This window comes from Paraburkholderia caledonica NBRC 102488, from assembly GCF_000685095.1.
GTDB lineage: Bacteria > Pseudomonadota > Gammaproteobacteria > Burkholderiales > Burkholderiaceae > Paraburkholderia > Paraburkholderia caledonica.
Map to the genome: position 1 here is coordinate 604,702 of NZ_BAYE01000002.1, position 20,857 is coordinate 625,558.

The following is a 20,857-nucleotide window of genomic DNA, read 5'->3' on the forward strand; positions in this document are numbered from 1 at the left end:
GCTTACTCGGCGGGCCGCAGCTTCTTCACCTCGGCGTCCGACGGCTGAACGCTCGCGCCGTCGACATAGCGATACGACGTCATCACGCCTTTGCCGTCCTTCAGACCGGTCACGCCGACGTAAGCACCCATCGTCGACTGATTGTCCTGCGCGCGATAGGTGATCGGCCCGAACGGCGTTTCCACGCCAAGTCCCTTGAAAGCCGCCGCGAGCTTGTCGGTATCGACGGAACCCGCCTTTTTGATGCCGGCCGCAATCGACATGAGCGCCGAATAACCAACCACCGAGCCGAGCCGCGGATAGTCGTGATACTTCGCCTGATACGCGTCGACGAATTTCTTGTTGGCCGCCGTATCGATCGAATACCACGGGTAGCCCGTCACGATCCAGCCGGCCGGCGCTTCGGCGCCCAGCGGATCGAGATAATCCGGCTCGCCCGTCAGCAGCGACACGACGCTGCGGTCCTTGAACAGGCCGCGCGTATTGCCCTCACGTACGAACTTGCCGAGATCGGCGCCGAACAGCACGTTGAAAATTGCGTCGGGCTTGGCGTCGGCGATTGCCTGCGTGACCGCGCCCGCGTCCACGTTGCCGAGCGGCGTGGCCTGCTCGGCAACGAACTGCACGTCAGGCTGCGCGGCGCTCAGCAGTTTCTTGAAAGTCGCGACCGCCGATTGTCCGTACTCGTAGTTCGGATAGACCAGCGCCCAGCGCTTCTTTTTCAGCTTGGCCGCTTCGGGCACGAGCATCGCAACCTGCATGTACGTGGAAGGACGCAGACGATACGTATATTTGTTGCCGTCCGCCCAAACGATCTTGTCGGTCAGCGGCTCGGCGGCAAGGAAAAAGATCTTCTTCTGCTTCGCGAAGTCGGTGAGCGCGAGCCCTGTGTTCGACAGGAAACCACCGAACAGCAGTTGCACCTGTTCCCGCGCGGTCAGTTCCTGCGCGACGCGGATCGTGTCGCCGGGGTTGCCGTTGTCGTCGCGCGAAACGACTTCGAGCTTTTTGCCGAGCACGCCTCCGCCAGCGTTGATCTGTTCCAGTGCAAGATTCCAGCCGTTCTTGTAAGGACCGAGAAAGGCCGGCTGCGCCTTGTAGCTGTTGATTTCGCCGATCTTGATGGTCTGCTGTGCATTCGCGGCGAAGGCGGCGAACGACAGCACCGTCGATAGCGTCAGGCGAGAGATCCATCTTGCGCGCGTGGTCATGCGTTTCTCCGTATCAAAGGGATTGCGGGAATGCTTTGGTTTTCTGTCCGGCATTGCAGCGGCGATCGAGCGAACGGTTGACCGGTCGCTGCGTAGCACGCTCACTCGGCGACCGGCGTTGCGCGAATCCGCGCGACGCTTGCGGCAACGTCCTGCCAGGCCGGCTTGCCGCCCGCGAACTGCTGCCGCAGATACGACACCAGTTCGGCGACCTGGGCGTCGTTGAAACTGTCGCGGTAAGCCGGCATCGTACCGAGTTCAGGCCGCGCAGGCGAGCCGATACCGTCGAGTATCACGCGGATCAGATTATCGGGCGTCGCGCCGTGCAGATTCGTATTGAGCGCCAGCGACGGATGCGCGCCGAACAGCTGCGGCCCGCTGCCCGTGTGGTGACAGGCGGCACATGCACCGTCGAAAAGCCGAGCGCCGAGGCCGGCCGGCGTGCCGGTGATCGCGCTTGCGTGTTCGTATTGACGCGCCATCGCGGCGGTATCGACATTCGCTTCAATGGGATTGAGCGACGCAAGGTAGTTTGCCATTGCGCGAATATCGCTGTCGGGCAACGCAGCGAGATCCGCGACGACCGGCGCCATCGGCCCGGCCGCGACCCCATGCAGCGGCGCGTGCCCGAAGCGCAGATAGCTGAACAGTTCGTCTTCGCTCCACGGCACAGGAGAGTTAGAAAGCGACGACAACGCAGGCGCTTCCCAGCCTTCCGCGCTGCCGCCACCCATGAACGCCGCACCGGTCTTCTCGGCGCCGAAAGCGTTGCGCGGCGTGTGGCACGCGCTGCAATGTCCGAGACCGTTGACGAGATACGCGCCTCGATTCCACTGCGCGCTTTGCGTCGCGCTCGCAGCGAACGTATTGCGTCCGAGGAAGAGGCCGTTCCATGCGGACATCAGCGGACGCGCGCTGAACGGAAACGGCAGCTTCGTTTCCGGCGAACGGAAGCGAACCGGCGTTTGCGACATCAGGTACGCGTAGAGCGCCTTGAGGTCGTCGTCGGAAGTGTTCCTGAACGACGTGTACGGAAACGCCGGATACAGCCGATGGCCGTCGCGGCTAATGCCCTCGCGCATCGCGCGAACGAACGCTTCGAGCGACCATGAGCCGATGCCCGTCTGCGCGTCGGGCGTGATGTTCGTACTGTAGACGGTGCCGAACGGTGTCTCGAGCGGCTTGCCGCCGGCGTTCGGCACACCGTTGCGTGCCGTATGGCACACCGCACAATTGCCGAGCGAGGCCAGCAGCTTGCCGCGCGCGACGAGTTCCGGCGCGAACGAACTGGCAAGCGGCGGCGCAATCGGCGCAATGGGCGGCGGCGCCCACGCCGACGCACCGAGCCAGCCCGCAGCGCTCGCGGCAAATGCACCGAGAAAACCCAAGCGCCAGCGCTTCTTGCGGCGCGACGCGGCGTCTGCGGCCTGCGCATCGGCGAGCGCGGCGCGGATCGTTTCGGGCGTGAAAGGCGGCTTGCGAAAACGCACGCCGGTCGCGTCGTACAGCGCATTCGCAATCGCCGCCGCGCCGGGCAGCGACGCAGACTCGCCCGCGCCCATCGGCGGCTCGCCGTGGCGCGGCATCATCACGACGTCGATCACGGGCACTTCACGGAACGTGAGGATCGGGTATGCACCCCACTCCTGACTCGTCACCGCGTTCCGGTCGAACGTCACGCGCTCTTTCAGTGCGCGGCTCGTCGCCTGAATCACGTTGCCGTGAATCTGATGACGCACGCCGTCGGGGTTGATCACGGTGCCGGTATCCTGGCCGACCACCACGCGCGTCACCGCGAGTTCGCCGCTTCGGCGGTTCACTTCGACGTCGGCGACCCACGCGCACCACGCCGCGCCGAAGCCGGGAAACTTGCTGTGCACATAGCGTGCGTAAGCAATGCCGCGGCCGCGCGCGATGTCGCCTTCTTCTTTAGGCTGGTCGGTTCGCGGCTCTCGCGGTTGCCAACCCGCACGCTCGGCGACCGCCTTCACCAGTTCGACGGCACGGGGGTCGCTCAAATGTTTCAGGCGAAATTCGACCGGATCGACGCCCGCTTCGGCCGCGAGTTCGTCGATGAACGACTCGTGCGCGAACGTGTTCGGCAACGCGGACACGCCGCGCAGCCACGACGCACGCACGATGGGCGGCGTGTCGTCGCAAACCACGCGCATCGACCGATAATCGTATGGCGGCACCGCCGTTCGGTCGCCCATTTCGAAGACTTGCGGCTGCGCGGACAGCACGCCGGTCAGCAGCAGCGCCAACGTAGGCGCGTCGTTCGACGGATAACGCGTCGCGAAGTCGTAAGCCGCCAGTTCGCCTTCGGCGCTCAACGCGCCGCGCACGTCCATCAATTGCGCCGCGCCCTTCGGCTCCCACGCGTGCTCGTCCTCGCGTGACAGTTGCACGCGCACCGGGGCGCCGGTCGCGCGCGACAGCAGAGCGGCGTCGGCGGCGACATCGTCCGCGCAATTGCGACCGTAGCAGCCGGCCGCATCCATCCGCACGATGTCGATGAGCGCCTCGTCCATCGACATCAGCAATGCAAGGTCGGCGCGCAGCGAATGCGGATTCTGCGTGCCGGACCACACCTTCAGCGCGCCCTGGCGATAATCGGCAACCGCGCACGAAGGGCCGATCGACGCGTGCATCTGAAACGGCCACACGTAGGTGCGATTCAGCGTGCGACTGGGGTCGTGCGAAAGCGCCGCGTCGACATCGCCGTCGATCACGAGGTCGCGCCGTTTCGCCGGATTTGCACGCAATGCGGCTTCTACTTCTTCACTGGTTTCTAGCGGCGGCAACGGTTGGGCGGCTTTCCACTGCACATGGAGCCGCTTCGCCGCTTGTTGCGCGACTTCCTCACGTTCGGCCACGATGCCTACAAAGTCGCGTATGACCACTACTTTGACGATGCCGGACAAGTCGCGAATCGATTCTTCGTCCACATGCAGCAGGCTGTTGCCGACAAAATCGCCCTGCGCGATCCCCGCATACGGCGGGCGCACTACGCGGCCGTGCAGCATGCCGGGCACACGCACGTCGTGCACGAAGCTCAATTCGCCCGTTGCCTTCGCGGGAATGTCGACGCGCGGCGCGCTCGTGCCGACGATCTTGTAGGCATGCGGCGATTTCAAAGGCGCGTCGGTAACCAGCTGCAATTCGACTCGCTGCCCTGCGATCAACTCGCCGTAGCCGATGTGCCTTGCTTTCTCTACCGCGTTGTCGCCGTCGTGTTCGAACACCATGCCGTCACGTACAGCGAGCTTTTCCACATCCACGCCGAAGCGCGCCGCCGCCTGCGCGAGGAGCCATTGACGCGCCTGCGCTGCCGCATGCCGCAACGGCACTGCCGTTATCTGCATCGTGGCGCTTGCGATAGTCGGCCCCTGATTCGGCGTTTCGTTCGTGTGACCGAGCACGATCGACACGCGCGTCAAAGGCAGATCCAGTTCTTCCGCGACGATCTGCGCAAGCGCGGTGCCGATGCCCGTGCCGAGATCGACATGGCCGTTGAACGCGATCGCGCTGCCGTCGTCGCGCACGGCGAGAAACATATCGGGCTCGCCTTGAACAAACGACGACCGCGAGCCGGGTTGACCGACAGGCGGCTTGACCGGCGCTTGCGGCGCGCGCATGACGATCAGCACGCTCTGCGCGTCATACAACTGCTTGCGCGACGGCACAGTGGCCCGGCGATCGACGCTGAAATCCGGTCCTGTCATGCGCGCGCCCCTTCGGAAGCATTCTTTTGCGACGCGAGTAGTTCTGCGGCGCGCTGCACAGCACGCACGATCTCCACATGTGTGCCGCAGCGGCACAGGTTGCGCGACAACTCGCGTCGGATCGTTTCCACACTGGGATGCGGATCGCGATCGAGCAACGCCTTCGCCGTCATGATCATGCCGCTCAGGCAATAGCCGCATTGCGCGGCCTGCTCTTCGATAAAAGCCTGTTGCACTGGATGCAGCGCGGCACGTGTACCCAGTCCTTCGAGCGTGGTGATCTCGCGGCCTAGTGCAACTTTGGCGGTCGTCACGCACGCACGCGTCGGCACGCCGTCGAGCAGCACCGTGCATGCGCCGCACTCGCCCAGTCCGCAGCCGAACTTCGGACCGTTGAGCGCGAGGTCGTTGCGCAACAGATAAAGCAACGGCGTGTCGGCGGCGGCGCTGACAAGATGCGTCGCGCCGTTGACTTTCAGCGCGAGCGGCGCGGGCCCGTTCACGAGCACACCGCGCGCGCTAACCGTTGCGCGCTCACAGCACGACCGGCACTTCGGTCGCGGGCGGCGTATTACGACTGCGCCTGCAACGGATCAAACCGTCGATCATCACCATGCCAACGCCCGGAATGTCGCCGAGCTGCACGCTTTCGAGCAGCGTGTCAGCCGCCGTATGTTGCGCGCGGTCCATGAAGACGAGGTCGGCGGGACGTCCCACCTCGATCAAGCCCTGGCGTAAGTTCCGCTGACGCGCGGTATTGCCGGTCGCGAAGCAGAACGCGATTTCAGCGGGCACATCCGCGAGACTGGAAATGAGCGCGATCATCCGCAAAATGCCCAACGGTTGGACGCCGGAGCCGGCGGGACTGTCGGTGCCGAGAATGATCCGGTGCGGGCATTTCAGTTCGACCGCATGACGGGCCGTCAGCAATGCGATGCGTTCGTTGCCGTTATGAACTATCTCGAGTGCGCGGCTCGACTGCTCGCACAAATCGCAAACATGCCGGTAAGACAGCGACGTATGTCCGCCGTTGATGTGGCCGATTACGTCGGCATCGGCCTCCAGCACCACGTCGCGGTCGATCAGGCCGGAGCCGGGAATGGAGGGGCCGCCCGTATGAATCGTGCTCTGAATGCCGTACTTACGCGCCCACGCAACCATCTGCGCGGCTTCCTCGCCGGCCTTCACGCTGCCGAGACCGACTTCGCCGAGCAGCTTCACGCCCGCTTCGGACAGCTCCTTGAAATCCTCCTCGACCATGCCCTTCTCGATGACCGGCGCGCCCGCCATCACCTTGACGCCGCCGCCGACTCCCGCGCCGCGCATGCCTTCGAACGAACGCTGCGCGGTGATCGCCAGTGCCTTCACGCCGAGCACATCTTTCGGACGACCAGGTAAATGTACTTCGCCGGCTGAGATCATTGTTGTTACGCCGCCGTTCAGATTCGATTCGATCCAGCCCATCTGGTTCTGGCGCGGCGTCCAGTCGCCGAATACCGGATGCACGTGCGAGTCGATCAGGCCGGGCGCGACGGTCGTACCCTTGCAGTCCACCGTGGTGCGCGCGCCCTCAAGGTCGCAGTCTTTCTCTTTGCCCACAGCAACGATCACGCCGTCGTCGATCACCAGCGTGTCGGCGTCGAGAATCGGCTGATCGATGTCGCCGGATAACAGCAGCCCGATGTTCGTTACCGCGACCTTGCCCGACAAGCCTGTCAACGTCTCTGCTGCCATCTGCCTCTCCTTTCGCAACGACTGTCCTAATCACACGCGAATCAAACGCTAAGGTAAGCGCGCCTCACTGTTTCGTTACTTGCCAGTTCGCCGATCGTGCCGCTAAAACGGATCTGCCCTTTTTCGAGCACATATGCGCGGTCGCTGACCAGCTCCGCGAAGTGCAGGTTCTGTTCGGATAACAGAATGGATAGCCCTTCGCGCTTGAGTTCGAGAATCATATTGGCCATCTGCTCGACGATCACGGGTGCCACGCCCTCGGACGGTTCATCGAGCAACACGAGATACGGGTTACCCATCAACGTGCGCGATACGGTGAGCATCTGCTGCTCGCCGCCGCTCATCTGACCGCCGGGGCGTTTCGGCATTTCGCCGAGGTTGGGGAACAGACGGAACAGCTTCTCCGGCGTCCATTGCGGCGCGCCTTCGCGCGGCGGCTGGCGGCCAGTGTCGAGGTTCTCCATCACTGTCAAATCGGCAAAGACACGCCGGTCTTCTGGAACGAAGCCCATGCCCATGCGAGCGATCTTGTAGGGTGCCAGCGCAGCAATGTTCTGGCCGCGAAAGGTGACTTCTCCCTGGCGGCGCGGCAGCAGACCCATTACCGCTTTCATGGTGGTCGATTTGCCCGCGCCGTTGCGGCCCATCAACGCGACAACTTCGCCGCGGCCCACTTCCAGGCCGACATCGAACAGAATGTGAGCGCGGCCATAAAACGCGTTGAGGCCTGTTACTTTCAGCATCGGCTCGCTCATTGCAGCGCTCCCCTTGCAGCATGGTCACCTGCCATGTCGTGCAGCGCCGCGTGCGGCTGAAACGTCTTGCCGGTGCCGAAATACACTTCCTGCACGCGCGGGTCGTTGCGGATCGTGTCACCGTCGCCCTCGGCGATCAGCTTGCCGCGCGCGAGCACGATCATCCGGTCGGCGTAAGCGAACACCACGTCCATGCTGTGCTCGGTGAACAGCACGCCGATTTTCTGCTCCGTGACGAGCCGCCTGGTCAGCGCCATCAGATCGTTGCGCTCCTTCGGCGCCATGCCCGCAGTGGGCTCGTCCATCAACAGAAGCTTCGGCCGGTTCGCGAGTGCAATGGCAAGCTCGACACGCTTCACGTCGCCATACGCGAGAACGCCGCATGCGCGGTTCGCGTCGGCGGCCATGCCGACCTGTTCGAGCAGCGCGAACGCTTCATCTGCATAGCGCGAGGCCGCGGGCTTCCACACGCCGAAGGTTTTGCGTTCGCGTGAGACAAGGGCCATCTGCACGTTTTCGAGCACCGTCATTGAGTTGAAGGTTGCCGCGATCTGGAATGTCCGGCCCACGCCGAGCCGCCAGATGTCGCGCGGACGCATGCCGACGAGTTCGTGTCCGTCGAAACGGATAGAGCCTGACGAAGGCGGTAATTGTCCGTTGACCATGTTGAAGCAAGTGGATTTGCCCGCGCCGTTAGGCCCGAGCAATGCGAGAAGCTGGCCGGCTTCGAGCGTGAATGAAACGTCGTCGACCGCTTTCAGACCGCCGAACGATTTGCAGAGGCCGGATACGTGCAGCAAGCTCATAGCCCCTCCTTGATCGCCGTGCGTTGCGACGGTTGCGGGCCGTTGTTCTCAGCGTTGGCGGCCGTGTCATCGCCAAAACGATCGCGGATAAAGCCGACGAGGCCCTGCGGAAACGCGATCACCAGCAACAGAATCGTGAAGCCCAGCAGCGCCTGCCAGTAATCGGTCTGCCGCGCGACGGTGTCCTGCAGCCACGTGAAAACAGCCGCACCGACTATCGGCCCGGTGAGCGTCTGCAAGCCGCCGAGCAGCACCATCACGAGTCCGTCGACGGAACGGCTCACGCTGATCACTTCCGGCGATATCGTGCCCTTGGAGAATGCATACAACGAACCCGCGAGACCGCAGAACAGCGACGCGATCACGAAAGCGGCCCATTGCACGCGCTTCACGTCGATGCCGATCGCCTCCGCGCGCAGCACCGAATCTCGCGACGCGCGCATTGCATATCCGAGCGGCGAGAACAACATGCGGCGCAGGAGCCATACGCCGATCACCGCACACGCAAGCGTCAGGTAATAAAACGCCACCGGCGACGACAGCCAGTTAGACGGCCACAAGCCGAGAATGCCGTTGCTGCCGCCCGTCACATCGTCCCATTGGAAAACGACCGACCACACGATCTGTGCGAACGCGAGTGTCAGCATTGCGAGGTACACGCCGGAAAGGCGCACACAGAACCAGCCGAACACCAGCGCGCCTGCAACGGCCAGAAGCGGTCCGAGCAGCAAGGCGGCTTCCATCGGCAGATTCAACACCTTGAGGAAGAGTGCGGCGCCATATGCGCCGAGCCCGAAATACGCAGCATGACCGAACGAATGCATGCCACCCGGCCCCATGATGAAATGCAGACTCGTCGCGAACAGCACTGCGATGAGAATTTCAACGAGCAGCACCGGCATATACGGGAACGCATTCGCCGTGAGCGGCGCGAGCAACAGGATCAGCAGTGCAATCGCGGCAAGCCATTTGAGCCGCTTTCCCGCTGGACGCAGAGGCGCTTCCGGCGCGGCCATGCCGCGCACTGCAGCACTTGCGCGGCCGAGCAAACCCCAAGGCCGCACCACGAGCACGACGGCCATCACGACGAATTCCGCAACCAGCGTAAAGCGGCTCAACGAGAGACCGACACCGAATAACGTCACATGTCCGATGCCGATGCACAGCGCCTTGATCTCGGCGATGATCAGCGCCGCGACGAACGCGCCCGGAATCGAACCCATGCCGCCGACCACGACGACCACGAACGCATTGCCGATCGTCTCCAGATCGAGCGAGAGGTTCGCCGACATACGCGGCCCTTGCAGCGCACCGCCCAATCCGGCGAGAAATGCGCCGACGAAAAACACGCCTGTAAACAGCCACGCCTGATTGATGCCGAGCGCGCCAAGCATCTCGCGATCATGAGTGGCCGCGCGCACGAGCGTGCCCCAACGCGTGCGCGTCAACGCATACCAGAGCAGGAGCAAAACCACCGGGCCGATTACGATCAATGCGATGTCATACGTCGGCAACGGATGGCCGAGAAAATCCACTGCGCCCGCAAGATGCGGCGCGCGCGGTCCGAACAGATCTTCGGGTCCCCATAGCCACAACGCGGCGTCGCGAAAGATCAATACGAGTGCAAACGTGGCAAGAAGATGGAACAACTCCGGCGCCTGATAAATGCGCCTGAGCACGATCACCTCGACGAGCGCGCCGAGCACCGCCACGATCAGAGCGGCGGCCAGCACCGAAAGCCAGAAGCCGCCCGCGGTGTGTCCGAAACGGCTGGCGATGCTGTAGGCCACGTAGATGCCGAACATGTAGAACGAGCCGTGCGCAAAGTTGACGATGCGCGTTACGCCAAAGATCAACGACAAGCCGGCGGCGACGAGAAATAGCGTCGACGCATCGGCGAGTCCGTTGACCAGTTGTACCAGCAAATTCGAAAGCATCGAGACCCTCGGCAGCTTGCTGACGATCCACGCGCCAAACGGCAAGAGGCTCGACCAGCAGACGTTGCGGCGCGTACGGCACCGTGCTCGCACGCATCAACGGCAGCACACTACCTGAAAGAAAGCCCTTGCGGGAAGCCGTGAAAAAATCGCATGCAAATCCCTGTGCAAGCGTCAGCGCAAACCATCCTCGCCCTTGATTTCACTTGCCTGCAAACCGCCGATACGCGGCAACGGCCGGCCCGACGCGGTCACGGCCACCGCGACCACGATCTCGTTGGCACGCGGCGCATCCGACACGCGCGCCTCGATCGCGTCGAAATGACTGCGCACGAAAGCGGCGTCCTTATGGCCGAGTGGCACGTCGATCGCGGTGCCGAGCGTGCCCATTTTTTTCGCCGACGGCACGAGCGCCGCGCCCTTTTCGACCGCCGCGCGCAACGGCGCGCCGAGCTTCGGGTGCAAAATCGCGGCGGCGTGTTCGAGTTCGCCTGCCTCGCCGACAATCGCGGCCTTGCCGTAACTTTGCGCGTCGCCCGGTTCGATGCCGAGCGCTTCGACGCACCTCTTGCCGAGCAGCGCGCCCAGTTCCTCGCCGGCCTCGATTAGCGCGTCGAGCTTCGCTTCGTAGCGGCCCGCGTACGGGTTGTCGATCACCGCGATCGCCACCGCGCGACGTGCCGGCGGATCGACGTTCTGGCCCATTTCAATGCGTGTTTCGTCCACTTGCACGACTAGCTTGCGAAGCCTGATTGCCATTTCGCTCTCCGTGTTTCCATGCCTGCGTTGCTCTGTGTTGTCCGTGCGCCCGTTGCAACCTTAAACGTGGTTCAGCGCAGGCCGTCCTTGCCCACAATCGCCTCTTTCGCGAGCCCGCCGACGCGCGCATGCACGCGCTGACCGGTGCTCATCGCGAGGATGTACACCACCTCGTCGGCGGACGGTGCGCCGGGCACGCGTACTTCGATCGCGTCGAAATGACTGCGCACGTAGCTCGCATTCACATGCGTAAGCGGTACGTCGAGCGCGGTGGAAGGCGCGCCGACCTTTTTCGTCGACGGCACGATAGCGTTGGTGGGCACGCCATTTTTCTCCAGCAACTCGCGCATCGCATAGCCGCCTGGCACATGCCACAACGCGCCGTGTTCGAGTTCGCCACGCGAGCCGACAATTGCGCCCTTGCCATAACTTTCGATCGACGCGTGCGGGACCGCCATCGCCGCGAGCAGCCGCTGCGCCATGTCGAAGCCAATGGGCTTGAGCGCTTCCATCGCGTGTTCGATGTTCGCTTCATAGCGGCCGGCGAACGGGTTCGTCATCACAGCGGCAATGGCACCGCGCCGCAACGGCTCCGCGGGCGCTGGGCCGAACTCGTGGAAGATGTCTTCGACGTGCGTCAGCACGCGGCGTATTTCGAACACGGAACCTCCGTTGTTGTTTGAGCGCGATGTGAAAGCAACGCGCCCGTGCCGTGCATACCGGCGACTCGCACTCGCCCTTGCAAGAACAATGCGGCGCCGTCAATCATCTCTCTATCGAGCAAACGCCGCGCGGCTTCAACGCCGCGTGCAAGTGCAAAATCGATGAGCGGCTGTGGCAGCGAAGGCACGTTGGCGGTAACAAGCCGGTCACCCAGATCGGTGTCGTCCTTCAGCGACGAAGCCGGTACACGTACGATGCCTGCATGATTGAGATTCACAGCGTTGGCGATCATCGTCGCGGCGGCGTCGGCGCTTGCCGCATTGCGTGCGAGCACCGTCACACTGTCCGCGATGCCGAGACTGAAACTGCGGCCGCGCCAACCGCTCGTGGCAATGCCGCGAATGGGCGTGTTCGCATCGAGCGTGAGATTGGCGTCGAGCGCGTCGCCGCCTCGGCGCTGCACCTTCGCGAGCGACTGCGAGACGTCCGCAAATACACCGACGCGATATTGCCGGCCTTCCGTCAAATAAAACGCTATGTCGCCGCCATTGTTGATGAACGCGCGAGAGATGCCTTCACGCGCGAATGCATCTATCAACTCGTCGGCGACGCTGCCTGCAACGGCCGCCATTGGCGTGATAAAGCGGGCGCGGTGAGGATGGCACGCGGACCACATGCGACGCGCAACACGGCCTTGAAGCGCGCAGTCATCAGGCGACGCGTCGGCGCCAATGGGTCGCCGAAGCCTTTTTAATTCATCGACCAGTTCAGGCAATACGTCGACAAAACGCGTCCAGCACGCATCAAAAGCAGCTTGCAGCGCGGCGGGTTCTCCGTCGGCGCCGAGGATCAGATCGATCGGCCCGTGCTGCCAATGCCAGCGGGTTGCGTCGATGCGGATGCGGGTTGGCCTCATTGCGTTGTCGTGACAGTCCGGTTAGCCGAGCATTGGCGGCATGACGGGTGGCCACGGATTAACCGGATTGGCGGCCACCATGCGGCGCGCAAGCGGCGCGCCTTCGATATGTTCGGGACCGTTGATCAACACGTTTTCCAATGAACGCACTGCATCCAGATGGCCGCCGAGATCGCGATAGGCGTCGTACGTCATGGTGAATTCGATCGGCGCAACAATCGCGGGCGTCGGTACAGTACCGAACGACCGGTCAGGCATGCGCGATACGTCGACCATCACGGTGATGCCGCCGCCTGGCCACACATAAGCCGGCGCGCCGCCGCATGTCACGTTGACGAGCTTCTGCTTGATCGCGCGCGTGAGCAGAACCGGGTTCTCGGTCGCGCCCGCGCGCAGACTGCCGCCCGCGCCGCCGAGAAATAGCACCGTGGCAAGCGACGGCTCGCAGTTTTCGCCGATTCGCTCCACTGTTCTGCGCACCGCATCGGGCATCTCGGCCACGCGCGGAACGAGATCCTGATCGAGCTCATACCACTGCGCGTGCTCGCCGGTGGTCGACACCATCAGCAGGCGCATGCCGGGTTTCGCAACTGCAGGGTCGAAGCCTTCGATAATCGCAAGGGGGTCCTGAATGTCGGTGCCGCCCCAGCCAATGCCAGGATTCGCCACCTGAAAGTAGCGGCCGGGCGTCGACTTGCGTCCGCGAATCCGGATGCCGGAGCGTGTCATGCCGAGGCAGCGCCCCGCCTGATGTTCGGTCAGCACGCCGGTGATGTGATCGTCCACTACGACGACTTCGTCCGCGTGCCCGAACCATTGCTTAGCGAAGATGCCGATAGTCGCCGACCCGCAACCCACGCGCATGCGCTGCTCTTCGACACCGTCGACAACCGGCGCGGCACCGGCGCGAATCGCGAGGCTCGCGCCGCCGTCTATGCTCAACTCCACCGCCTGTTTATTGCCGAGCGCGAGCATCATGTCGCAAGTCACGCGGCCTTCTTTCTTGCTGCCGCCGGTCAGATGATGCACGCCGCCGAGACTCAACATTTGCGAGCCGTATTCGGCCGTCGTCACATGCCCGACGATCTCACCCTGACAGCGCACGTTGGCCTGCTCGGGACCGAGAAAACGGTCAGTGTCGATTTTTACCTTGAAGCTGCAATAGCTGAAAATGCCTTCGGTGACGACCGTGATCATGTCGACGTCGTCGCGCTTCGACGCAACGATAAAAGGCGCGGGTTTGTAGTCGGGGTAAGTGGACGATGCGCCGACACCGGTCACGAACAGCGCCTGCTCGGTGGAATCCTCTTGAGCATCTGACGATGTACCGAATTCGACCGTGGAGTCCGCTCCGTTTGCGCGAGAGAGAAACACCACCGGATCGACGCGAATGAGCCGTCCGCTTGCATTCGCATAGCGATCGCATGCACCGGTGCGGCCTTCCGATATCTGACACAGCACCGGACAGGCATTGCATTCGATCTTGTTCGACGCCATCCGCTCGCTGCGCGGCGCCGCCTTCTCGAGCACGGTGGGGCCGGGCGTCGAGGCGGTTTCGCCGTCCACGCGCTCTGCACCGAAATCGACCTTCGTATGTTCTGTCATGGTGGGGTTCCCATACGACGACATTACAATCGGTCCTGCCCGGTTGACGAATAGCCCTTGTTTCAAGGGACGTTTCGTGTGACTCGCCAATTTCATGTTGCGGTCACTTACCGTTCGTGTAGTATCCGCTACACCAAAGTTCTTGCAAATCTACTCGATCAAAATAGACTGCGCAATGTGTTTCCCGTGCGTATGCGGATGGTGCAACGCGGCATTCAAAGAGCGCGCGTTTGATCGATCTTCCAGTTTGCGCGGAAGCTGTCGCACCCGCAGCACTCATAACACCCGCAGCACTCACACTATGCAAGGCCCGCTGTATGATGAGGACGCGCATCTGCCCTGGCGAACAGCGGACGCAAAGTCGCAAGGTGCAAATCGTTTAACGACGCCAAAAGAGATACTGGACCGCCATGAGTTCCACTGCCGCTCGCAAACCGGGAGCCACCGGCATCCGTGCGAAACAGGCGCAAGACACGCGCGCCAAGATACTGAAAGCGGCAATCAAGGTCTTCGCGAAGCAAGGCTATGCAAGCGGGCGCGTGGAAAGCATTTCGAAGGCTGCGCGCTCGCACGACCGAATGATCTACTACTACTTCGGCAGCAAGGAACAGTTGTTTATCGAAGTACTGGAAACGATCTACACGCAGTTCAACGAAGCGGAGAGCAAGCTCGATCTCGATCTGGACGATCCGGTACACGGCCTCGAACAGATGGTCGAGTTCGTCTGGCAGTACTACCTCGACCATCCCGAGTTCGTTACGCTGCTGTCGAGCGAGAATCTGCATCAAGGCAAGCACGCGAAGAAGTCTTCGAAGCTGAAGGAGATTTCTGGCTTTGCGATCTCCGTGGTGCAAAAGCTTCTGGATGCAGGCAAGGCGCAGCGCGTTTTCCGCGCCGACGTAAAGGCGCGCGACGTGTATTTGCTAATCGCATCGCTCGGCTACTTCTATAACGCGAACCAGTACACGTTGGGCGCGTTTCTCGGCGAGCCGCTAATGGACAAGGCGGCGCTCGCGCATTGGCGCGAAGTTATCAAGGACACCGTATTGCGCGCTGTCCGGATCGACTCGCCAGCTCAGGCGCGCCCGAATGCAGATGCCGTGACTGACGTTGATGCTAATTCACGTCGCGAAACCGAGCCCGCACGGCCCACCATGTAAAAACGCGCGCCGTATCGGGCGCGCGTCGTAGGGTTGAAGCATGACTGCCGCGAACCAACTCACTGCTTCGCTGCGGCGTCGTCCTCGCGGAACAGTTTGTCGGCGAGATGAAACGCGGAGTTGGCCGCCGGCACCCCGCAATAAATCGCGGTTTGCAGCAATACCTCTTTGATCTGTTCTCGCGTCACGCCATTGTTTTTCGCCGCGCGCAAATGCAGCGCAAGTTCTTCGCTGCGATTCAACGCGACCATCATTGCAATGGTCAGCAGGCTGCGTGTGTGCCGCGGCAAGCCCTCGCGTGTCCAGATTTCACCCCACGCATAACGAGTGATGAAATTCTGGAACTCTTCAGTCAACTCTGTGCGATTCGCAAGCGAGCGGTCCACGTGCGCATCGCCCAATACTGCACGGCGCACGCCCATTCCGGCTTCGTATCGGTCTTCGTCGTTCATTTGGGCTCCGTCAAAAAGTCGATGACTGTCTTCGTGAAAGCATCGGCCTTCTCGATGTTCGAAATATGCGACGCGTCCAGCTCGACGTAACGCGCGCCTGGAATCGCCTGCGCGAGTTCGCGTCCTTGCGCAGGCGTGGCCGCGACGTCGTGCGTGCCGCTGATCACGAGCACCGGCAGCTTGATGCCGTGCGTTTCGGGGCGAAGATCGGTGGCGTCGATCGCATCGCAATTCGATGCATAACCTTCCTTGTCCGTGTGCACGAATACGTCGCGAATCATGGCGAGCACCACCGGCTCCCGCTCGATGTAGTCGGCGGTGAACCAGCGCGGCAACACCGCATCCGACAGCGCCAGCATGCCTTCCGTGCGAGCCCGCGCGGCGCGCGGCACCCACACTTCAGGCGAGCCGATTCGCGCCGCCGTATTCGCGAGCACGACGCGCTCAAAACGATTCGCATGACGAGCGGCCAGCGCTACGCCTGTCAGCCCGCCCATCGACACGCCGCAAAAATTCGCGCGCGCGATCTTCAGCGTGTCCATCAGGCCCAGTACGTCGCTACTCAGTTGCTCGATCGTGTACGGACCTTTCGGCGCTTCGGAATGGCCGTGACCGCGCGTGTCGTAGCGCAACACGCGGAAGTGCTTCGACAGCGCCGCGACTTGCGGCGTCCACATGGACAGGTCACTGCCTAGCGAATTCGACAGCACGATCCACGGTGCATTACCGTGACGGTCGCCGTCGATCCGATAGTGAAGCTCCGTGCCGTTGACTGCGGCGTAAGGCATGCCGGTTACTCCTTCGAAGGGGCGCGCTGTGAACGCGCGGTATGAAGCGCCAGCGCTGCGTCCACATATGCGTGCGCCTGGCCGACGTATTGAGCGGGGTCGAGCAGTTGTTTCAGACGCTCGACCGAAAGATGCTGGGTCACGGCCGCGTCCGCGGACAGCACATCGAAAAGCGTCTGGCCGTCGCGGATCGCGGCTTTCGACGCGCGCTCCACGAGATGATGCGCGTCCATCCGGCCGATGCTGTCCCCGAGCGCAAGCATGACCGCTTCGCCGAGAATCAGGCCGTGCGTGACGTCGAGATTCGCGGCAAGGCGCGGCACGTTCACGTTGAGTCCAGCCGCGATCTGTTCGATGTTGGCGAGCGCGCCGCCAGCAAGCCGTGCAAGATCCGGCAGCGCGTCCCATTCGGCCTGCCAGCCGCCGAGCGCGCGCTCGTGTTCCTGCACCATGCCCGCAAATACCGTGGCGACGAGTCCGGGCGCACGCGTGGCCGCCGTGAGAACCGCCGCGCAGCCAACCGGATTACGCTTGTGCGGCATCGTCGACGATCCGCCTTTGCCCGCAGCGGCAGGCTCGGCGAGTTCGTCGATCTCGGTTTGCATTTGCAGCGAGATGTCGCGCGCGATCTTTCCGAGCGTGCCGATCAGCATGCCGAAGAACGATGCGCTCTCCGCAATCCGGTCGCGCTGCGTATGCCACGGCAATGTAGGCACCGTGAGGCCGAGTTCTTGCGCGAGCGCTTGCGTGACTTGCGGCGCAGCATCGCGAAGGCTCGCCAGCGTGCCGGCCGCGCCACCGAATTGCAGCACGAGCGCGCGCGCACGCAGCGCATCGAGCCGCTCGCGGTGACGCAACAACGCATCGAGCCATTGCGCGAATTTCAGGCCAAGCGTGATCGGCAACGCCTGCTGCAACCATGTGCGGCCGATCATCGGCGTCGCGCGATGCGTGGCCGCAAGTTTCGCGATTGCGTCGCAAGTGGCTTGCAAGCCGCTGTCCAGCAGGTTGAAGGTATCGCGTAGTTGCAGCACCGTTGCGGTGTCGATGATGTCCTGGCTCGTCGCGCCCCAATGCACGTATTTCGACGCTTCGGCGTCAGCCGCCTTAACGCGTGCGGTGAGTTGCTTGACGAGAGGAATCGCGAGATTGCCGCCGAGCGCCGCGTCGCGCGCTAGCGCGTCGGCGTCGAGTTGATCGGCGTGGCAGGCTGCTTCGATTGCCGGCACCGCCGTTTCAGGAATCACATGGTGCGCTGCCGAAGCCCGTGCAAGCGCCGCTTCCACGTCGAGCATGCGTTGCAACGTGGCACGCGGCGCCCAGATGTCGTTCATCGGCTGCGTGCCGCAAAGAAGGCCGGTGAGGCGACCGCTGGAGTCGAGCATGATGACGTGGATGGCCGGATGATTTTATTGAATGTAGCACTGCTCGGCGAAACGCGGGGCGCGCGGCAGCATGCGTGCCGCACGAAGCCACATCGACGCACCCCGCGCCGCGCCACGCCACGCTTACGCGGCGCGCGCGTCCTGCGTACCGTCGATAAGCGGCACACCCGTGAGTTTGAGCAGCGCGTCGAAGTCGATATCCGAAAAAATCTCGCGCACCAGGAGGCCCTGATCGGTAACGTCGATCATGGCCAGGTCCGTGTAAATGCGATCGACGCAACCGACGCCCGTCACCGGGTACGTGCATTCAGCGGCGATCTTGCTTTCGCCCTGCTTGGTCAGATGCTCCATCATCACGTAGACCTGTTTCGCGCCGATGGCGAGATCCATCGCGCCGCCGACGGCGGGAATCGCGTCCGGTGCGCCGGTGTGCCAGTTTGCGAGGTCGCCCTTCGCCGACACCTGGAACGCGCCGAGCACGCAGAAGTCGAGGTGGCCGCCGCGCATCATCGCAAACGAATCGGCGTGGTGGAAAAACGCGCCGCCCGTCAGCAGCGTGACATGCTGCTTGCCGGCGTTGATCAGTTCGTCGTCTTCCTCGCCCTTCGCGGGCGCGGGGCCCATGCCGAGCAGGCCGTTTTCGCTGTGCAGGAAGATTTCCTTGTCGGCTGCCAGGTGGTTCGCCACCAGCGTCGGCACGCCGATACCGAGGTTCACATACGCGCCTTCCGGAATATCCAGTGCAACGCGCTTGGCCATTTCATCGCGGGTCAGTTTCTTCATGTCGGTCTCCGGTTCAGGCGGCAGCGTCGCGGGGATTGGGCAGCGGAGCATGTGCCGCTTGCGGCACTTCGATCACGCGTTGCACGAAAATGCCCGGCGTCACGATGTTTTCCGGATCGAGCGCGCCGAGCGGTACGACTTCCGACACCTGCACGATCGCGGTTTTCGCCGCACTTGCCATGATCGGCCCGAAGTTGCGAGCCGTCTTACGATAAACGAGGTTGCCCCAGCGGTCGCCCTTATACGCCTTGATGAGCGCGAAATCCGCATGCAGCGGCGACTCGAGCACATAGTGCCTGCCGTCGATCAGACGCGTTTCCTTGCCTTCAGCGAGCTTCGTGCCGTAGCCGGTCGGCGTGAAAAATCCGCCGATGCCCGCGCCCGCCGCGCGAATGCGCTCGGCCAGATTGCCCTGCGGCACGAGTTCGAGTTCGATTTCGCCGGCGCGATACAGCGCGTCGAACACATACGAATCCGTCTGGCGCGGGAATGAGCAGATGATCTTGCGCACGCGCTTCGCCTTGAGCAGCGCTGCAAGGCCAATGTCGCCGTTACCGGCGTTGTTGTTGACGATGGTGAGTTCGCGCGCGCCTTGCTCGATCAGCGCGTCGATCAACTCCGACGGCATGCCGGCCGTGCCGAAGCCGCCGATCATGACAGTCGCGCCGTCGTGGACGTCGGCGACCGCCGACTGAAGTGACTCGAAAATCTTGTTGATCATGTCGAATTTCCTTGTGAGGCGCTACGCACGCCGGGCATCGCCGTGACGGCAGCCTACGCGGGCGGTCTCCAGACAGATGCGAGCTGTGGCAAACCGTGGGGGCTGCTTCCGCCCGCTCTCCGCCGCCTGGTTCCATTGAGTCCGGGCGGCGATCCTATTTGCGACGAGTCGCCTGCCAGCTCGCTAGTTTTGTTCGCAGAGTGAACAGTGATTCGTTTAGCGAACGATTCAGCGATTATGGTTGCGCTTTAACTGCATTGTCAAGGCACGGACTTTCCCTTAATCATAGGTTGCCGACGTTCGAGGTGCGCGCCTGTTGGGCTCGCGCGCCCTCTTCCGGCTCGGCGAGCAAAGAAAACCCCACTATTCCGCATGGTGATTCTTCGGCTACCCTTTATCGATATATCGAATAGCACACACGGCCGCCGGCCGAAAAGCATGTCGGACACCAACCTCGATCTGAATCTGATTCCCTACCTCGTCGCGATGGAGGACACCCGCAACGTCAGCCGCGCGGCCGAGCAACTCGGCGTGAGCCAGCCGCGTGTAAGCACTGCGCTTGGGCGGCTGCGCGAATATTTCGACGACCCGCTGTTCGTGCGCACTTCCAAAGGTATGGAGCCCACGCCTCGCGCGCTCGCCATTCTGCCGGCCGCGCGCGACGCGCTTTTGCGGATCGAGAAGGGCATGCTCGACGCGCAGGAGTTCGACCCGGACACGAGCACGCATACGTTCTCGATCGCGCTTTCGGACGTCGGTGAGATCGTCTTTTTGCCACGGCTTTTGCAACTCTTCGCCGAGCGCGCGCCGCATGCGAACCTGCGCTCCGTATCGCTGTCGCCGGCGCATGTCGAACGCGGGCTCGAATCGGGCGACGTCGATCTGGCCGTCGGCTACTTTCCGGACCTGTCGGGTAATAATTTTTTCCAGCAGCGGCTCTTCACGCACCGCTTCATTTGCCTGATGCGCGCCGGTCATCCGCTTTCAAAGGCGCCGCTCACGCTCGCGCAATTCGTCGCGTCGGGGCACGCGGTGGTGCGCGCGGAAGGACGCAGCCAGGAAGTCCTCGAACAATATCTGGTGAAAAAACGCATCAAGCGGCGGGCGGTGCTGGAGACGCCGCACTTCATGAGCCTGCCGTTCATCCTCGCGCGCACGGATCTGATCGCGACCGTGCCGCATGCAATCGGCTTCGCGTATGTGTCGGAACATGCGTCGATCACGCTCGTCGAGCCGCCTCTGCCGCTGCCGCGTTTCGATTTGCGGCAGCACTGGCATCGCAAGTTTCATAACGATCCGCGCGGAAGCTGGCTGCGCAGCGTGGTCGCGCAGCTCTTCAACGACGCAATGGACGAGTGGCCGAAATGAAACCGTCAGCCCCGCGACGTCGGAAGGGGCATCGGCACGATCCGGCGTAAAACATGGAACAATGACCCCACTCATGAACCCGCGCGCTC

Annotated in this window: 18 protein-coding genes; 2 read left to right on the forward strand and 16 right to left on the reverse strand. The window is 62.9% G+C overall.

All coding sequences use genetic code 11. The features are described 5' to 3' along the window. Positions 1-2: 2 nt before the first annotated feature. The 11 genes from BCA01S_RS06625 to BCA01S_RS06675 form a co-directional block, all read right to left on the reverse strand. Positions 3-1,211, reverse strand: a complete 1,209-nt coding sequence (locus BCA01S_RS06625) for an ABC transporter substrate-binding protein (RefSeq protein WP_027776253.1) — start codon at positions 1,209-1,211, stop codon at positions 3-5. A 101-nt stretch (positions 1,212-1,312) separates the two neighbouring features. Beyond that, on the reverse strand, positions 1,313-4,936 hold the full coding sequence (locus tag BCA01S_RS06630; protein ID WP_027776254.1) for a molybdopterin cofactor-binding domain-containing protein: 3,624 nt from the start codon (positions 4,934-4,936) through the stop codon (positions 1,313-1,315). After that, complete coding sequence (locus BCA01S_RS06635; RefSeq protein WP_027776255.1) at positions 4,933-5,439, reverse strand: (2Fe-2S)-binding protein; 507 nt, start codon at positions 5,437-5,439, stop codon at positions 4,933-4,935. The genes BCA01S_RS06630 and BCA01S_RS06635 overlap by 4 nt, the downstream gene beginning before the upstream one ends. A gap of 31 nt (positions 5,440-5,470) precedes the next feature. Further along, entirely contained in the window at positions 5,471-6,670 is a 1,200-nt protein-coding gene (locus BCA01S_RS06640) for an amidohydrolase family protein (protein WP_020066614.1), read from the reverse strand. Positions 6,671-6,711: 41 nt separating this feature from the next. After that, entirely contained in the window at positions 6,712-7,425 is a 714-nt protein-coding gene (locus tag BCA01S_RS06645; RefSeq protein ID WP_027776256.1) for an ABC transporter ATP-binding protein, read from the reverse strand. Beyond that, positions 7,422-8,231 carry an ABC transporter ATP-binding protein gene (locus BCA01S_RS06650; RefSeq protein WP_027776257.1) on the reverse strand — a complete coding sequence of 270 codons (810 nt, stop codon included), beginning with the start codon at positions 8,229-8,231 and terminating at the stop codon, positions 7,422-7,424. Before BCA01S_RS06650 ends, BCA01S_RS06645 begins: the two co-directional genes overlap by 4 nt. Then, positions 8,228-10,168 carry an ABC transporter permease gene (locus tag BCA01S_RS06655; RefSeq protein WP_027776258.1) on the reverse strand — a complete coding sequence of 647 codons (1,941 nt, stop codon included), beginning with the start codon at positions 10,166-10,168 and terminating at the stop codon, positions 8,228-8,230. Before BCA01S_RS06655 ends, BCA01S_RS06650 begins: the two co-directional genes overlap by 4 nt. A gap of 174 nt (positions 10,169-10,342) precedes the next feature. Continuing rightward, positions 10,343-10,927 carry an amino acid synthesis family protein gene (locus BCA01S_RS06660; RefSeq protein WP_027776259.1) on the reverse strand — a complete coding sequence of 195 codons (585 nt, stop codon included), beginning with the start codon at positions 10,925-10,927 and terminating at the stop codon, positions 10,343-10,345. A 71-nt stretch (positions 10,928-10,998) separates the two neighbouring features. Then, a complete protein-coding gene (locus BCA01S_RS06665; protein WP_027776260.1) occupies positions 10,999-11,589 on the reverse strand; it encodes an amino acid synthesis family protein in 591 nt (196 codons plus the stop codon). After that, positions 11,565-12,506, reverse strand: a complete 942-nt coding sequence (locus tag BCA01S_RS06670; RefSeq protein WP_027776261.1) for a UPF0280 family protein — start codon at positions 12,504-12,506, stop codon at positions 11,565-11,567. Before BCA01S_RS06670 ends, BCA01S_RS06665 begins: the two co-directional genes overlap by 25 nt. Before the next feature lie 21 nt (positions 12,507-12,527). Then, positions 12,528-14,111: a hypothetical protein gene (locus tag BCA01S_RS06675; RefSeq protein WP_027776262.1), complete on the reverse strand. Its 1,584-nt coding sequence runs from the start codon at positions 14,109-14,111 to the stop codon at positions 12,528-12,530. A gap of 410 nt (positions 14,112-14,521) precedes the next feature. On the opposite strand from BCA01S_RS06675, the gene BCA01S_RS06680 reads away from it, so the two are divergent. Continuing rightward, the gene (locus BCA01S_RS06680; RefSeq protein ID WP_027776263.1) at positions 14,522-15,271 is read left to right on the forward strand and encodes a TetR family transcriptional regulator; all 750 of its coding nucleotides are present in this window, start codon (positions 14,522-14,524) and stop codon (positions 15,269-15,271) included. 59 nt (positions 15,272-15,330) lie between these two features. Here the strand turns inward: BCA01S_RS06680 and pcaC are convergent, their stop codons facing one another. The 5 genes from pcaC to BCA01S_RS06705 all read right to left on the reverse strand — a co-directional run bounded on the left by pcaC (position 15,331) and on the right by BCA01S_RS06705 (position 19,400). Beyond that, positions 15,331-15,723 (reverse strand): 4-carboxymuconolactone decarboxylase, encoded by a 393-nt coding sequence (gene pcaC, locus BCA01S_RS06685; protein WP_027776264.1) that lies wholly within the window; start codon positions 15,721-15,723, stop codon positions 15,331-15,333. Beyond that, complete coding sequence (gene pcaD, locus BCA01S_RS06690; protein WP_027776265.1) at positions 15,720-16,511, reverse strand: 3-oxoadipate enol-lactonase; 792 nt, start codon at positions 16,509-16,511, stop codon at positions 15,720-15,722. Before pcaD ends, pcaC begins: the two co-directional genes overlap by 4 nt. Positions 16,512-16,516: 5 nt before the next feature. Then, positions 16,517-17,896, reverse strand: coding sequence for a 3-carboxy-cis,cis-muconate cycloisomerase (locus BCA01S_RS06695; RefSeq protein WP_027776266.1), 1,380 nt, complete (start codon positions 17,894-17,896; stop codon positions 16,517-16,519). 123 nt (positions 17,897-18,019) lie between these two features. Then, positions 18,020-18,679, reverse strand: coding sequence for a 3-oxoacid CoA-transferase subunit B (locus BCA01S_RS06700; protein WP_027776267.1), 660 nt, complete (start codon positions 18,677-18,679; stop codon positions 18,020-18,022). Positions 18,680-18,692: 13 nt separating this feature from the next. Beyond that, complete coding sequence (locus BCA01S_RS06705) at positions 18,693-19,400, reverse strand: 3-oxoacid CoA-transferase subunit A (protein WP_020066627.1); 708 nt, start codon at positions 19,398-19,400, stop codon at positions 18,693-18,695. Positions 19,401-19,838: 438 nt separating this feature from the next. On the opposite strand from BCA01S_RS06705, the gene BCA01S_RS06710 reads away from it, so the two are divergent. Further along, positions 19,839-20,768, forward strand: coding sequence for a LysR family transcriptional regulator (locus tag BCA01S_RS06710; RefSeq protein WP_027776268.1), 930 nt, complete (start codon positions 19,839-19,841; stop codon positions 20,766-20,768). Positions 20,769-20,857 lie beyond the last annotated feature (89 nt).